This is a genomic window from Pseudomonas campi, from assembly GCF_013200955.2.
Taxonomy (GTDB): domain Bacteria; phylum Pseudomonadota; class Gammaproteobacteria; order Pseudomonadales; family Pseudomonadaceae; genus Aquipseudomonas; species Aquipseudomonas campi.
Genome location: NZ_CP053697.2, coordinates 446,856 through 462,339, shown reverse-complemented (window position 1 = coordinate 462,339; position 15,484 = coordinate 446,856). Strand labels below are relative to the sequence as shown.

The window sequence follows — 15,484 nt, the reverse complement described above, 5'->3', positions numbered from 1 at the left end:
TGGGCGCAGTAACGGCTCGGGGCAAGGGGCGGCGCCGGCCCTCTCCCCACGCCCTCTCCCGCAAGCGGGAGAGGGGGCTGACCGCGCATCGGTGCAAGACCTCGCGAGCTAGAGCCAGGCTAGGCGGAAGCGGCCGAGGGAGCGGAATTTACGAGTTGTAAATGAGCATCCCGAGGCCGGTTCCAACGACGCATGGCCGACGCGCAGCAGGTCGTTTCTATTCACAGATTTGTGTAGGTCAGGCCGAGCTTGTAGGTGGGGCCGTACTCTTCGTACTGGGCGTTGTAACCACGGCTGCCGGTGTAGACGTAGTAGCTCTCGTCGGTAAGGTTCTGCGCCTCGAACTTGAGCTGCAGACCCTTGGTCAGGAAGTAGCCGGCGCTGAAGTCGACGAAGGTCTGGTCGTCCACATAGAGGTCGTGGGCCTTATCGGTGATGCTCGCCACTTCGTAGAGGTATTCCGACTTGTAGTTGGCCGACAGGCGCAGGCTGAGCTTGTCGTCTTCCCAGCCAAGCATCAGGTTGCCGACCGTCTCGGACTGGTTGGGCAGGTCGATGTCGCGCTCGCGGAACGTGCCGCTGTCAGCGTCGAAACCGCTGATGCTGGCGTCGGAGCGGCTGAAAGTGGCGTTGGCGCCCAGCAGCAGGCCGTTCCACGGCGCCGGCAGCCAGTCAAACTTCTGCGAGTAGGCCAGCTCAAGACCGTACAGGTCGGCGCTGTCGCCGTTGGCGAAGGTGTTGGCCTCGGCGAAGTCGAGCCATTCGCCGGTGCCGGCCAGATCGCTGTTGTAGACGAAGTTGTCGATGTCCTTGTAGAACACGAAGGCCGAGACCACGCCAGCGCGGCCCAGGTAGTGCTCGATGCCGAGGTCGAAGTTGCTCGACTCCAGCGGATCGAGGGTCGGGTTGCCGAAGCTGGCCTCGTCGCCGTCGATAACGAAGCCCGGCGCCAGCTGGCCGAAGGTCGGCCGCACCACGCTGTTGGTCCAGGCGGCGCGCAGCTGGGTGTCCGGGTTCAGCTGGTAGCGCGCGTGCAGGCCGGGCAGCCAGTGGTCGTAGTCGCTATCGGCTTCGATCGACTCGAACTCGCCATCGCGGATGCCAGTGCCCTTGGCCGTGAACTCGGTGCCCTCGTAGCGCAGGCCGGCGATGATGCGCAGGTCGTCGATGTCGACGGTGTTCATCAGGTAGGCGGCGTCGATGTCTTCGCTCATGTCGAAGTCGTTGACCCGCGACTCTTCCTCGTTGAAGAACTCGCTGCGATCCAGGTCGCCGAGCAGGCTCTCGATGTTGTCGGCGGACAGGCCGGGGCCGAAGTGGCCGAGACCGTAGTCGACCTCGCCCTTGGTGAAGTTGGCCATGCTCAGCTGCTCGTCGCTGAAGCCGAAATCGCCGAAGTCTTCGTAGGTCCAGATCTGGGTGTCGTTGTCCTTGTCGCGGCGGCTGAGCTTGCCGCCGAACTTGGCCTGGGCGGCGTGACCGGCCAGCTCGTAGTCGCGGGCCAGGTCGAGCTTGATGTTCTTCTCGGTGTCGGTGGTGTCTTCCTCGGCCCACTCCACTTCGTCGAGGCTGAAGTTGGCCGGGTCGGAGAATTCGCTGCCAATGTTCAGGTGCGGCTTCTTGCTGTCGTTGAAGCCGACATCGGCGAAGTCGTCATTGCCGGCGAAGGTGGCGCCGGCGATATGCCCCGGCGTGTCCTGGCTGGACTGGCTGTAGCCGGCCTGGGCATTGAGGGTCCACTGGCCCATCAGGCGCTCGCCGCCGAGCACATAGGACTGCACTTCCTGGGTCTCCTCACGGTCCTTCAGCTCGCGCCAGCCTTCGGCATCGCCGCTCTCGCCCGGCAACTGGGCATCGGCGAATTCGACGCCGGCGGCGTTGCGCGTTTCGGTGTCCTTGAAGCGGCTGTACAGGGTGCGCAGGTAGTAGCTGCTGTAGTCGTCGGCCTGGTAGTCGAAGTTCAGGCCCAGGCCGCTGCGCTCGCGAGTGATTTCGTAGTCGCGCTGCTCCAGGCTTTCCAGCCGGGCGCCGTCTTCGAAGTCCCAGGCGCCGCCGGTTTCCACGTTGTCCGAGCCGAAGTCGCGCTCCTGCCAGCTCATGGCCGCGGCTATACCGAAGTTGTCGGTACCGTCGCCGAGGCTGAAGCGATCACTCACCGCGCCGGAGAATTTCGGGCTGGTCTCGCCGGTGTTGTCGTCGTAGCTGGCTTCCGTGCTGCCGGTATAGAACAGGCCCTTGTGGTCGAAGGCCGAGAGGCTTTCCACCTCGATGCTGCCGCCCAGGGAGTTGGCGTCCATGTCCGGGGTCAGGGTCTTGACCACGGTCAGCGACTGCACCAGCTCGGCCGGCAGCACGTCGAGGGCCACCGCGCGACGGTCGCTCTCCGGCGAAGGCACCAGGGTGCCGTTGATGCTCACACTGTTGAGGTCCGGGCCAAGGCCACGCACGCTGACGAAGCGGCCTTCGCCCTGGTCGCGCTCGACCGACACGCCCGGCAGGCGCTGCAGCGCCTCGGCGGCGTTCTCGTCCGGCAGCTGGGCCACGCCGTCGGCGTGCACCACGCTTTCCACGCTATCGGAACGGCGCTGCTCCTTCAGCGACAGGTCCATGCTGGCGGCCTGGCCGACCACATTGACGTGCTCCACGGCTGCCTCATCGGCCGCCCACAGCGGTGTGGTGGCGATGGCCAGCGCCAGGGCGCTGATATGGAAACCTGCCCGGCGGGCAGTAAGACGACGCTTGTGCATGCTGATCTCCCCAAGAAATCCGTTGCAGCCGGAACCGCTGCCCGGCGACTTGGGGCGCAAGCTAGGAGTGGGGCATGACGGTTGCGTGACAGACCGGTGGTGCAGGGCCGGAATCACGGGGCTTGGCCACTGCGATGCGGGTGCTTTGAGCTGAATTGACCCGAGCGCGGGGAAACTCCGGGCGCAATTCGTAGGGCGGGTGCAACACGCGTTGGCCCGATTCGCGGGTTTCACCCGCCCTACGCGATTCGACAGCCTGGGCGCCGGAAAAATAATCCGCATACGGCCTGAGCCAATCCGACCTCCCCCGCTGCAACCATTCCGTCACATGGCTCTGTTCTGCTGGCCGCGACCACCGTTTCGCGGAGCCTGCGCGGCCATGCCCTCCCTGTTCAAACTGCACCGCCTGAAACTCGCCGGCCTGCTGCTGGCAGCCAACCTCGGCCTGCTCCTGCATCTGGCCGCCGGCGAGCTCAAGCCGCTGGCCCAGTGGGTGTGGCTGGATATCCTCGGCGAAGGCGGCTCGGCACTGCTGTGCCTGGTCTGGCTCGGCCTGGTGCTGAAGAGCCGGCCGGCCGGGCGGGTGACCAATTTCCTCGCCCTCGGCCTGGGCCTGGTGTTCTTCTCCTGGTGGGTGGACGCGCTCGACGAGTTCATCCAGATCGCCGATGCGATCGGCTGGGACAACTGGCTGGAGTCGGCGCCGATGCCGCTCGGCCTGGTCCTGCTGACCTTCGGCCTGTACCACTGGCACCACGAGCAGCTGGCGATCAGCGCGCAGATGGAGAAGCGCGAGCGGCTGTTCCGCGAGCACCGCCTGTTCGACAAGCTCACCCCGCTGGGCGCCGCCGACTACCTGCGCCTGCAACTGGAGCAGAGCCTGGCCCTGGCCCGTGCTGAGCAGCAGGCGCTGTCGCTGGTGATCGTCGATCTGGATGACTTCAGCGCGATCAACCGCCTGTACGGCCACGCTGAGGGCGACCGCGTGCTGCAGGCGCTGACCCAGCTGCTTTTGCTCAACCTGCGCCGCCAGGACCTGCTCTGCCGCCTGGCCGGCGACCGTTTCGTGGTGCTGCTGCCGCATACCGGCGAGCGCCAGGCGCGTCAGCTGGCCGAGGAGCTGCAGGCGGCTGTGGCGCACCTGGCGCACAAGACCGGCCAGCACGGCGAGCGCCTGCAACTGCGCGCCACGACCGCCTCGGTGATGGCCCTGCAGGACGATGCGCAGAGCCTGCTGCAACGGCTCAATCTGGCACTGGCCAAGGCCAAGCAGCCGCCCTACGCCTGCAGCGCCTGAGGCCGCGGCCATGACCCTGAAGACCGACTGGTACGAGCGCGACAGCCGCTTCATCCCCGGCCACTGGCAACCGGCAGTGCTGCTCGACCTGGCCCTGTCGCGCGGGATCGACAGCCACCGCCTGCTGCGCGGCAGCGGGCTGTTCCACGAGGACATCCTCAGCGGCCAGGCGCGCCTCAGCCCGCAGCAGTTCCTCTGCCTGATCGACAACAGCCGGCGCCTGCTGGATGCCGACGACAGCAGCTTCCTGTTCGGCCAGCGCCTGCTGCCCGGCCACTACGGCGCCGCCAGCCATGCCCTGCAGCAGGCGGCGAACCTGCAGCAGGCGCTGGATATCCTCGGCCGTCAGCGCGCCCTGCTCAGCCCGCTGCTCAGCCCGCGCCTGCTGCTGGATGAACGCCACGCGCATATCTATTGGCTGGACAGCTGCGGCGCCGGCGCCCAGCAGCGCTTCCTGCTGGAAGCGAGCATGACCGCACTGGTCGGCATGAGCCGCTGGCTGGCCGGCGAGCGCTTGCCCTGGCGCGCCAGCTTCAGCCATGCGCAGCCGCGCTACGTCGAACAGTACTGGGTGCACCTGGGCGAGAACGTGCAGTTCGCCGCGCCGGTGGATGTGCTGAGCATTCCCCGTGAATACCTGCATCGCCCCTGGCCGGGCGCCTCGGCCATCGCCGGCCAGGTGGCGCAGCAGGACAGCGAATGCCAGCTGGCGGCGCTGGGCTTTCGCGCCAGCCTGCTCGACCGCCTGTATGGCCACCTGCTCGCGCATATCCGCGAGCCGCTGCAGCTGGAGGGCGTGGCCCAGGCCTTCGGCATGAGCCCCTCGACCCTCAAGCGCAAGCTGCAGAAGCACGACAGCCACTTCCAGGAACAGCTCGACCTGGCGCGCAAGCACATGGCGCTGTACCTCTATCGGGTCAAGGGCTACAGCAACGAGGAGGTGGCGAGCTACCTGCAGTTCCACGACGCCACCAACTTCCGCCGCTCGTTCAAGCGCTGGACAGGCCTGGCACCGAGTGCCCTGCGGCAGTTGCTGGAGGGGCTGGGTTAGAACCTGATCACTGTCTTGCGGGACAGGCTGTGACCCTGGCTGATCGGTGGAAAACGCTGCGCGGTTTTCCACCCTACGCGGGTTCACATGCTTTGTAGGGTGGATAACGCTTTGCTTATCCACCATTGCGGCGCACGCGGGTGGCCAGCAAAACACCCGGACGCAGAAAAAGAAAAACCCCGCTGGTGCGGGGTTCTGCAGACTGGTACCTGACTTCCTTGGTCGACTCGCCATCCTGGCAAGCAATCCTACGAATCCGTGTTGTTTTGCTGCGCTTCCTGCGCGTCGTCCTTGGTGGGCAGATTAAACAGCTGTTCGAACCGCCACCAGCCGCGATTGCCAGCACGCCCTGTAAGCCATGACTTACACGGCCGCCCGGCAGGAAGTGGTTCACAAATTCGCCGCGCCCGTTATCATCGCGCGCCCAACCTTGTGCGCTAAGCGCCTGTGACCCTGCCGATGAAACCTCAACTGATCGCCGCCGCGGAAATCGACCGCGTGGAAACCTGGAGCAAGTACAACAGGGATATGTGCACCAGCTGCATGTCCACCTGCTGCACCATGCCGGTGGAAGTGCGCATCGTCGACCTGATCCGCATCGGCCTGGTCGACGAGTTCGAGCGTGGCGAGCCGCCGAAGAACATCGCCAAGCGCCTGCAGAAGGACGGCATGATCGAGCGCTTCAACGCCAAGTCGGGCATCTTCACCCTGACCCGCATGAGCAACAACGATTGCATGTACCTGGATCGCAAGACGCGCCTGTGCACCATCTACGAGAAGCGCCCGGACACCTGCCGCAACCACCCGCGCGTGGGTCCGCGTCCCGGCTACTGCGCCTGGCGGCCGAAGACCCAGGCCTGAAGATGGCCGCGGGTGCAATGCCCGCGCCTCAACGCGGTTGGTGATCGAAACGGCAACAGGCCCTAGCCGGCCGTTGCCCAACCACAGGCCAAATTCAGCCCGCCCGCCTCTTCTGCCGCGCACAACACGCCCGCATTTCCCGGCCTCACGCCGCGCCTGCCAGCAAACCTGGCGGATTCCCGCCAACGCTCGCGGCGAATCTGGCGAAAACCCGCCAACAACCCTCCAGCCTCAGCCGGCAAACCGCTCTAAATCGGCACTTCCCGAGCGCAGCACACCTGGCATCCGGGTTGCTATGACTGTTGCCTGCACCCACGCCCCTGCTCTGCGGAGCCGACTACAGTGAAATGGAGTTGCGGCGCAGCGGTGCGCGTCACCCCTAACAATCACAACAAAGGAATCACCCGCATGTTCAAGCAGACTGCCATGGCGCTCGCCTGCGCCTTGTCCTTCGGCATCGCCGGCCTGACCCAGGCCGCCGAACCGATCGTCATCAAGTTCGCCCACGTGGTCGCCGACAGCACGCCGAAAGGCCAGGGCGCCCTGCTGTTCAAGAAACTCGCCGAGGAGCGCCTGGCCGGCAAGGTCGAGGTCGAGGTCTACCCCAACTCCTCGCTGTTCGGTGACGGCAAGGAAATGGAAGCCCTGCTGCTCGGCGACGTGCAGATGATTGCCCCGTCGCTGGCCAAGTTCGAGCAGTACACCAAGCAGCTGCAGATCTTCGACCTGCCGTTCCTGTTCGACGACATGGCCGCGGTCGACCGCTTCCAGCACAGCGCCGAAGGGCAGAAACTGCTGACCTCCATGGAAGGCAAGGGCATCACCGGCCTGAGCTATTGGCACAACGGCCTCAAGCAGCTGTCGGCCAACAAGCAACTGCTGCTGCCCAAGGATGCCCGCGGCCTGAAGTTCCGCGTGCAGGCTTCCGCCGTGCTCGAAGAGCAGTTCAAGGCAGTGCGCGCCAACCCGCGCAAGATGAGCTTCGCCGAGGTCTACCAGGGCCTGCAGACCGGCGTGGTCAACGGTGCCGAGAACCCCTACTCGAACATCTACAGCCAGAAGATGCATGAGGTGCAGCCGTACATCACCGAGTCCAACCACGGCCTGCTGGACTACATGGTGATCACCAACACCAAGTTCTGGAGTGGCCTGCCGGAAGACGTGCGCAGCGAGCTGAGCAGCATCATGGCCGAGGTCACCGTCGAGGTGAACAAGCAGGCCGATGCCCTCAACCAGGGTGACAAGCAGCGCATCCTCGACGCCAAGACCAGCGAGATCACCGTGCTCAACGCCGAGCAGCGGGCGGCCTGGCGCGATGCCATGAAGCCGGTGTGGCAGAAGTTCGAAGGCGAGATCGGCACCGACCTGATCAAGGCCGCCGAAGCCGCCAACCAGGCGCAGTGACCCGTACCCCGCAGCCGCCCTCCCGGCGGTTGCGGCCTGCCGTTTCAGCCATCGGGAGATGCCATCCATGAACGCCTTGCGGCGCGTCTGGGATCACTTCGAGGAAGGCTTCATCGCCTTCCTGCTGGGAGCCATGACGCTGGTGACCTTCGTCTACGTCATCCTCAACAACCTCTACACCCTGTTCTACAACCTGGCCGACCGCTGGCCGGCTGCCAGCGATCTGCTGTTCAGCATCGGCGACGCCATCCTCGCCGGTGCCCAGGCGATGACCTGGAGCAACGCGCTGAGCAAGGCGCTGTTCGCCTGGCTGATCTTCTTCGGCCTGTCCTACGGCGTGCGCACGGCCGGGCATATCGGCGTCGATGCGCTGGTCAAGCTGGCCTCCAAACCGGTCCAGCGCATCATCGGGGTGATCGCCTGCCTGTGCTGCCTGGTCTACGCCGGGCTGCTCAGCGTGGCCAGCTTCGGCTGGATCCAGACCCTGTTCACCGCCGCCATCGGCGCCGAAGACCTCGGTCACTACGGCGTGATGCAGTGGCATATCGGCCTGATCGTGCCGGTTGGTTTCGCCCTGGTGTTCATTCGCTTCGCCGAGGTGCTGGTGCGCATCCTGCGCGGCCAGCAGACCGGCCTGGGTCTGGCCGACGAGGCCGCCGAAGCGGTGAAACTGAGCGAACACGAGGAGCACAAGCCATGACCGTCCTGTTCCTCTTTCTGCTGTTGTTTCTGCTGATGTTCATCGGTGTGCCGATAGCCATTTCCCTCGGCCTGGCCGGCTCGTTCACCATCATCCTGTTCAGCCAGGACTCGGTGCGCTCGCTGGCGATCAAGCTGTTCGAGACCAGCGAGCACTACACCCTGCTGGCCATTCCGTTCTTCCTCCTGGCCGGTGCGTTCATGACCACCGGCGGCGTGGCGCGCCGGCTGATCGACTTCGCCAACGCCTGCGTCGGGCATATCCGTGGCGGCCTGGCGATTGCCGCAGTACTGGCCTGCATGCTGTTCGCCGCGTTGTCCGGTTCGTCGCCGGCCACGGTGGCGGCGGTCGGCTCCATCGCCATCGCCGGCATGGTCCGCTCCGGCTACCCGCAGGCGTTCGGCGCCGGCATCGTGTGCAACGCCGGCACCCTGGGCATCCTGATTCCGCCAAGCATCGTCATGGTGGTGTACGCCGCCGCCACCGAAACCTCGGTGGGCAAGCTGTTCATGGCCGGCGTGATCCCGGGCGTGCTGCTCGGTCTGACGCTGATGGTGGCGATCTACATCGTCGCAGTGAAGAAGAACCTGCCGGCGCTGCCGCGGGCGACCTTCCGCGAATGGCTGGGCGCCGCACGCAAAGCGGTGTGGGGCCTGCTGCTGATGGTGATCATCCTCGGCGGTATCTACTCCGGCATGTTCACGCCCACCGAAGCCGCCGCCGTGGCCGCCATCTACTCGGCCTTCATCGCCCTGTTCGTGTACAAGGACATGCGCGTGCGCGAGGTGCCGAGGGTGCTGGTGGAGTCGGCCAAGCTGTCGATCATGCTGATGTTCATCATCGCCAACGCCATGCTGTTCGCCCATGTGCTGACCACCGAGCAGCTGCCGCAGCAGATCACCGCCTGGGTGATCGAGGCCGGCCTGACCCCGGTGATGTTCCTGCTGGTGGTGAACATCGTGCTGCTGATCGCCGGCGCCTTCATGGAGCCTTCGGCGATCATCCTGATCCTCGCACCGATCCTCTTCCCGATTGCCATGAAGCTGGGCATCGACCCGATCCACCTGGGCATCATCATGGTGGTCAACCTGGAGATCGGCCTGGTCACCCCGCCAGTGGGGCTGAACCTGTTCGTCACCTCCGCGGTGACCGGCATGCCGCTGACTGCCACCATCCGCGCCGCCATGCCCTGGCTGATGCTGCTGCTGGCGTTCCTGGTGCTGGTGACCTACGTGCCGTGGATCTCCCTGGCGCTGCCAACCTGGCTGGGCATGAACTGACGCCCGGCAGCGCAAACCGACTGACGCAACTTTTGCCCGGCCTAGTGCCGGGCTTTTTATGCCGCAAAGCCCAGGCACCATGCTCCGGTAGACACGCCGCCCCGGCTCTGCGTCAGGCCAGTGCCAAAACCTGCCCGGCCCGCTCTCGCCGCCCCAAAATGGTCTCCCTCAGCGGTCCGTACCACCGCTTTTTAATTCCTCTTTGTTATTTATTTAGTTCAAAAAGAAATAACGCCAAAAAATCGGCGTAAAAGTAACTATCTGTTTTTATAGATTTTTATAACAAATATTGGCCATTTGTTGCGTAACTTAGGACCGCCACCCCAGGCATTCACGCAACTGCAAAAAAATTGGCGCAGCCTTTGCACTTGTAACAGCGAACGTGACCGTGACTGTGAAGTAGCTCGCTTGGCATCGGCCCTCATAAAAAGGCCTAGCCCTGTTGCCTGTATCGGTAGATGCCGTCTGGCCGCAGAACGAAAAGCCCAATCGAGCTCAGTACGCCACTGAACTGCCGTGATCTGAACCAACGATCTACCTTCCAGGATGAGGGGTTAGGCAATGGCTACGGGTATCCACGCAGCAGGCCGCACAGGACCTGCCACAACGTCAGCGCACATCAGCGAAGCCAGGGCAGGCGAGCGTGCCGAACGACATCGCCGCATCGCCGGCCTCTCTACGCGAGCCCTGCGCAAGGCCGAGGGCTGAGTCATGCCCATTCAGCTTTCGAGCAGCGCCCAGGCGCTGTTCCAGGGACGACTGTGCGCCCGGTTTTTTGCCTGGGCCTGCCTGTTCGGCGTGCTGGCCACCTTCGCCGAACTGATTGACCCGCGCCTGCTCGACCCCTCGCACCGGCATTTCATCTTCCTGATCGGCGCCATCGGCATGTGGCGCTATGGCAATGCGGCCATGCACTACCTGCGCGGCATGTACTTCCTGCGCTGGCGCTTCCCGCGCATGCGCCGGGCGGTCGAGGCCATGGGCGAGGCCGCGTTGCCGTCGCAGATGTTCATGGTGGTGACCAGTTTCCGCATCCCCACCCACACCACCTTCAAGGTCTACCGCTCGGTGTTCCAGGAAGTGCAGCGCCTGCCGGTGCCGTGCACGGTGATCGCCTCGATCGTCGAGAAGGCCGACGAGAACTTCATCAAGCAGATCATGCGTGACGAGGTGCGCGGGCGTGACGACATCAAGCTGGTGATCATCCGCGCCCGTGGCACCGGCAAGCGCGATGGCCTGGCCCACGCCTTCCGCGCGCTGTCGCGGCAGATGCCACTGGAAGACGCGGTGGTCGGCGTGGTCGATGGCGACACCATGATGCTGCCCGGCTGCGTGGAGAACGCGGTGAAATTCTTCGCCTACCTGCCCAGCGTCGGCGGCATCACCACCAACGAATTCTGCGAGGTGGAAGGCGGCAAGCTGATGCGCGAGTGGCACGCCCTGCGCTTCGTCCAGCGCCACATCAACATGTGCTCGATGGCCCTGTCGCGGCGGGTACTGACCATGACCGGGCGGCTGTCGTTCTTCCGCGCCAGCGTGATGACCGAGCCGGGCTTTATCCAGGATGTCGAGGCCGACTTCCTCCAGCACTGGCGCCTGGGCCGCTTCCAGTTCCTCACCGGCGACGACAAGTCGTCCTGGTTCAGCCTGATGCGCGCTGGCTGGGACACCTTCTACGTGCCCGACAGCAACACCCTGACCGTGGAGCATCCACCAGACAGCAACTTCTTCCGCGCTACCCGCCAGCTGATGTTCCGCTGGTACGGCAACTCCCTGCGGCAGAACTTCCGCACCACCCGCCTGCTCGGGCTGCGGCATCTGGGGCTGTTCACTATGTATGTGCTCTACGACCAACGCGTGTCCATGTGGACCAGCCTGCTTGGCCTGGTGACCTCGGTCGCGGCCGGCCTGATGTTCGGCATCGAGTTCCTGCTGGTCTACCTGTTCTGGGTGCTGCTGTCGCGCACCCTGGTAACGCTGCTGTTGCTGTTCGCCGAGCACCCGGTCGACCCGCTGTACCCGCTGGTTCTCTATTACAACCAGATCGTTGGCTCGGCGATGAAGGTCTACGCCCTGTTCCACATGGATCAGCAGAGCTGGACCCGGCAGAAGACCACCCTCGATCGCAGTAGCGAGGGCTTCGACATGGCTCTCAACCGTTGGTCTTCGAAAACCATGCTGGCCTCCTCCATCGCCCTGTTCCTGGGTGCGGTGGCCATGCTGCTGACCCTTTCCCAACCCTGATCCGAGGCGAGTGCCCCATGACGAGCGCCATTTCCAGCCCTGCGGCAAACGTGGTCCATGAAGCGGTCGACGAGCGCCAGTATGTGCGCACCAAGATCCCCGCACGCGTGCTGCTGCACAGCGGCAGCGAAGACATCGAGTGCGAGATCGAGGACATCTCCCTCGGTGGCCTCGGCCTGCGCTGCCCGCGCGAACTCAAACCCGGCAGCCTGCACAACGCTTCGATCCAGCTCGACTTGCACAAGGTGGTGCTGAAGATCGACGCGCGGATCAAGGTGACCTCGCAGCAGGGCGAGGTGATCGGCGCCCAGTTCATCGACCTCGATGGGCAGAAGCGCGACATCCTGCGCTACATCATCAGCGCCTACATGTCCGGCGAGATCGCCGACGTCAACGGCCTGTTCAACGTGATGCAGCGGGAAAACTACATCAAGCAGCGCAAGCACAAGTTCGCCGCCGAACGCAGCCTACTGGAGCGCGTACAGGCCGTGCTCGGCAGCCTCCTGTACCTGCTTGCCGGCCTGCTTATCGCCGGGGTGCTGGCCTACAAGGCCTACCTGTTCTTCTTCCGCGTGCCGGCCACCCAGGCCATCGTCAGCGCCGACGCCCATGTCATCAGCATGCCGGAAAACGGCTATGTGAAATTCCTCGTGCCGGCCGGCACCGAGCGGGTCAAGGCCGGCCAGCCGATCGCCACGGTGTCCACCCAGCTGGCCACCAGCTTCACCACCCCGGCCGATCTCAAGGCCCTGGCCGACATCAGCCAGACCGACCTGCAGGCCCTGCTCGGCCGTTCGCTGATCGAAACCACCATCGCCAGCCCGTGCGACTGCTACCTGTACCTGCCGAAGAAGATGACCGACGGCTACGGCTACAAATTCGCCGAGCTGGTGCACCTGATCCCGGTCGAGGAAAACAGCCTGTTCGTCAGGGCCAGCTTCCCCTTCGACAAGCTCAAGGACCTGGGCGACATCGGCTCCATCGACCTGCAGGTGTTCGGCGTCGGCGAGAGCCTCAGCGGCACGGTGATCGGCTCGGCCCTCGACCCGCTGACCCAGGAACTGCTGCTGCAGATCAGCCCGGCCAAACCCTTGCCCGTGACGGCCTACCAGAAGCCAGTCGCGGTCGATCTGTTCAAGCGCCTGCTGTAGGACGACCAGGAGAACCGCAGCATGACCAGGACTTTGCCGCTCAGCCTACTGCTCGCCGCGCTGGCCGCCAGCTCCGCCCAGGCCGCCAGCCTGCAGCAGATCGAATACCGCCTGCACCAGGACCCGCAGGCCGATGTCGAGGCCGACCTGCGCCTGCTCGCCGGCCGTGGCGACCGCGCCTCCATGCAACTGCTGGCCGATGTGCTGGCCGGCTCGGCGGATCAGGCGCGCCAGCAGGAAGCCGTCGCGCTGTACCAGGCAGCCTTTGCCGATGGCCAGGGCCAGCTCGGCGCCCTGGTGGCCCTGGCCAACTTCAGCGAACGCCAGGCCAACGGCCTGGAGGCCCAGCGCGGCTTTTTCCAGGCGGCCGTGCAGCGCTTTCCGGCGACCCGCGATCCGAACAGCGTGCAGGTCAGCCTCGACCTGTTCCTGGTCTACCCCGAGCTGTATCAGCCGGCCCAGGTGCGCGAGCTGATCGCCCTGCACCAGCGCGCCTGCACCAGCACCTGCGCCGCCCCGCTGTACCGCGCGCGCCTGGCCGAACAGCAGGGCCAGCGTGCACTGGCCGACAACCTCTACCTCAGCGCCCTGCGCAGCGATGCGCGGGCGGTGGATCGCTACTACCAGTTCCTCGGCGAGCAGCAGGACGAACTGTTCCCGGCCCGGGTCAGCAGCCTGCTGGGGCAGATCGACCAGTTGCCGGTGGCGGTGGTGCAAGCCATCGGCAGCCTGCTCAGCGGCATTCCCCGCGAGCATGATCCGCAGGTCATGCAGTGGCTGGACAACGCCATCGCCCGCCACGCCGACCAGGCGCTGGTGTCCAAGGCCAGCTACATGATGTCGGCGCCGCAAACCTACAGCGCCGAGGAAGTCTTCGCCCTGATCGACCAGGTCGAGCTGACCCGCCCGCAGGAGGGCCGCGCCCTGCGCGCCTCGGCCTACATGGTGCGCGGCTGGAGCAGCCTCGACCCGTTCAAGGCACAGGACATCATCCAGGGCCTGCTGGCCGAGGGTTATCAGAACGCCTACCTCAACCTCGGCGAGCTCTACAGCATGGGCGGCCTGGATGAAGTCGATCAGGCCAAGGCCATCGAGACCTACCGCATCCTCGCCGCCCGCGGCGTGCCCTCGGCCTACTACCGCATCGCCACCCTCTACGGCGGTGGCAAAGGCATCTGCCACGACAAGGTCAAGGCCTACGCCTACGCCAAGATCGCCGTGGACGGCGGCGAACTGGGCGCGCGCAAGTTCCTCAAGGAACTGGAAGCGCAGATCAGCCAGGAGCAGCTGAGCCAGGCCCTGCAGGCGCGCAGCGGAATCATCCGCGAAATCGAGGCGGCGCTATGAAGCGATCCTTGCCCCTGCGCCACTACACGCCCTGGCTGCTGGCCCTGAGCATCGGCCCGGCGCTGGCCGCGGAAACGGAAAGCGTGGTCGGCGAACCGAGCAGCCTGCCCAGCCCCGAGGCGGCCGCCGCTACGCCCAGCCCCTTCGAGCTGGGCCACAAGCTCACCGTACAGGGTGGCTATGGCCCGGAAAACTCGCAGCCCGGCAATGACGACAAGGGCTTCTACGGCCTACGTTACGAACCTTCATTGAGCTGGCGTTCGAGCGAACCACAGTGGCCGAAATGGCAAGCCTTCGGTCGCGCCTGGCTCAACTACAACAGCTCCAGCCAGGCCAGCACCGGCCTGCAGGACGAGAACAGTCAGCAGATCGAATACTTCAGCGCCGAGCTGCGCGAGTTCTATGTGCGGCGCAACCTGCTCGGTGACGACCCGCGCTTCTCCCTCAGCCTGGGGCGCCAGCGCTACGCCGACCACTTCGGCATCTGGTGGGACGACAGCCTGGAGTCGCTGCGCCTGAACTTCGACGACACCTTCGCCCGTGGTTTCGTCGCCGTTGCCCAGCAATTGCACAGCTACAACAGCGACATCAAAGCGCTGGATGACAGCGAGCGCGACATCGCCTACGCCATGGGCGAATACGCCCTGCGCTGGAGCGGCGAGAATTGGGCCGGCGTGCGCCTGCTGTTGGAGCAGGACCATTCCGGGCGCGATGCGGATGACCCCAGCGACTTCGACGGCGCCCGCGCCGGGCTGTTTTTCCACGGTGATGCGCTGAGCGTCAGCCCGCTGTTCAGCGACTACCACCTGGAACTAGTGGCGCTCGACGGCGATGTCGAGCTGGCCAGCGGCGATGAACAGGACCGCAGCGGCTGGGCCGTGCTCGGCGAGATCGGCAAGCGCTTCCACGCCCTGCCCTGGACCCCGCGCCTGGCCCTGCATGGCGGCATCACCGACAAGCCGGACGCCAGCGACGACGGTTTCTACCTCAACGCCATCCAGTCCGACCGGGTGGCCAACCCCGACACCTACAGCAGCGGCCTGGTCAGTTCCTTCATCGGCGTCGACCTGCGCAACCTGGCCTATTACGGCATCGCCCTGGAAACCCAGCCGCAGCCGCGCCACCACCTCGACCTGCGCTTCAGCGACCTGTACCTGCGCGATGCCGACGGTGCCGTGCCGATCAGCCTGGGCGAGCCGGCCGAGCAGAACGGCAGTCGCTCCCTGGGGCAGACCCTGGACCTCAATTACTACTGGGAAATGTTCCCGCTCGCCCTGCAAGACAAGCACGTGCAAGTCAACGCGTTGTTCACCGCCAGCTATTTCCGGGCGGGGGATGCCATCGGCAACCTCGACAACGATTCCCAACTGTCGTTCGGCGTCGTACTGCGCTACTAACCCAC

The 15,484-nt window shown here is 65.1% G+C and carries 11 protein-coding genes; 10 read left to right on the top strand and 1 reads right to left on the bottom strand.

The features are described from left to right. Positions 1-221 precede the first annotated feature (221 nt). A complete protein-coding gene (locus HNE05_RS01980) occupies positions 222-2,747 on the bottom strand; it encodes a TonB-dependent receptor (protein ID WP_173211507.1) in 2,526 nt (841 codons plus the stop codon). A gap of 379 nt (positions 2,748-3,126) precedes the next feature. Between HNE05_RS01980 and HNE05_RS01975 the strand changes: the two genes are divergently transcribed. The 10 genes from HNE05_RS01975 to HNE05_RS01930 all read left to right on the top strand — a co-directional run bounded on the left by HNE05_RS01975 (position 3,127) and on the right by HNE05_RS01930 (position 15,479). Beyond that, a complete protein-coding gene (locus HNE05_RS01975; protein WP_173211506.1) occupies positions 3,127-4,044 on the top strand; it encodes a GGDEF domain-containing protein in 918 nt (305 codons plus the stop codon). Between the two features lie 10 nt (positions 4,045-4,054). After that, positions 4,055-5,095 (top strand): AraC family transcriptional regulator, encoded by a 1,041-nt coding sequence (locus HNE05_RS01970; protein ID WP_173211505.1) that lies wholly within the window; start codon positions 4,055-4,057, stop codon positions 5,093-5,095. 459 nt (positions 5,096-5,554) lie between these two features. After that, positions 5,555-5,956: a YkgJ family cysteine cluster protein gene (locus HNE05_RS01965; RefSeq protein WP_173211504.1), complete on the top strand. Its 402-nt coding sequence runs from the start codon at positions 5,555-5,557 to the stop codon at positions 5,954-5,956. A gap of 408 nt (positions 5,957-6,364) precedes the next feature. After that, positions 6,365-7,360: a C4-dicarboxylate TRAP substrate-binding protein DctP gene (gene dctP, locus HNE05_RS01960; RefSeq protein ID WP_173211503.1), complete on the top strand. Its 996-nt coding sequence runs from the start codon at positions 6,365-6,367 to the stop codon at positions 7,358-7,360. A gap of 67 nt (positions 7,361-7,427) precedes the next feature. Continuing rightward, positions 7,428-8,060, top strand: coding sequence for a TRAP transporter small permease (locus HNE05_RS01955; RefSeq protein WP_173211502.1), 633 nt, complete (start codon positions 7,428-7,430; stop codon positions 8,058-8,060). Next, the gene (dctM, locus tag HNE05_RS01950) at positions 8,057-9,340 is read left to right on the top strand and encodes a C4-dicarboxylate TRAP transporter large permease protein DctM (RefSeq protein ID WP_173211501.1); all 1,284 of its coding nucleotides are present in this window, start codon (positions 8,057-8,059) and stop codon (positions 9,338-9,340) included. Before HNE05_RS01955 ends, dctM begins: the two co-directional genes overlap by 4 nt. 711 nt (positions 9,341-10,051) lie before the next feature. Continuing rightward, on the top strand, positions 10,052-11,584 hold the full coding sequence (locus tag HNE05_RS01945; protein WP_173211500.1) for a glycosyltransferase: 1,533 nt from the start codon (positions 10,052-10,054) through the stop codon (positions 11,582-11,584). A gap of 17 nt (positions 11,585-11,601) precedes the next feature. Further along, on the top strand, positions 11,602-12,735 hold the full coding sequence (locus HNE05_RS01940) for a PilZ domain-containing protein (protein ID WP_173211499.1): 1,134 nt from the start codon (positions 11,602-11,604) through the stop codon (positions 12,733-12,735). Between the two features lie 21 nt (positions 12,736-12,756). Next, positions 12,757-14,082 (top strand): sel1 repeat family protein, encoded by a 1,326-nt coding sequence (locus tag HNE05_RS01935; protein WP_173211498.1) that lies wholly within the window; start codon positions 12,757-12,759, stop codon positions 14,080-14,082. Next, on the top strand, positions 14,079-15,479 hold the full coding sequence (locus tag HNE05_RS01930; RefSeq protein ID WP_173211497.1) for an alginate export family protein: 1,401 nt from the start codon (positions 14,079-14,081) through the stop codon (positions 15,477-15,479). The genes HNE05_RS01935 and HNE05_RS01930 overlap by 4 nt, the downstream gene beginning before the upstream one ends. The last annotated feature ends 5 nt before the right edge of the window (positions 15,480-15,484 follow it).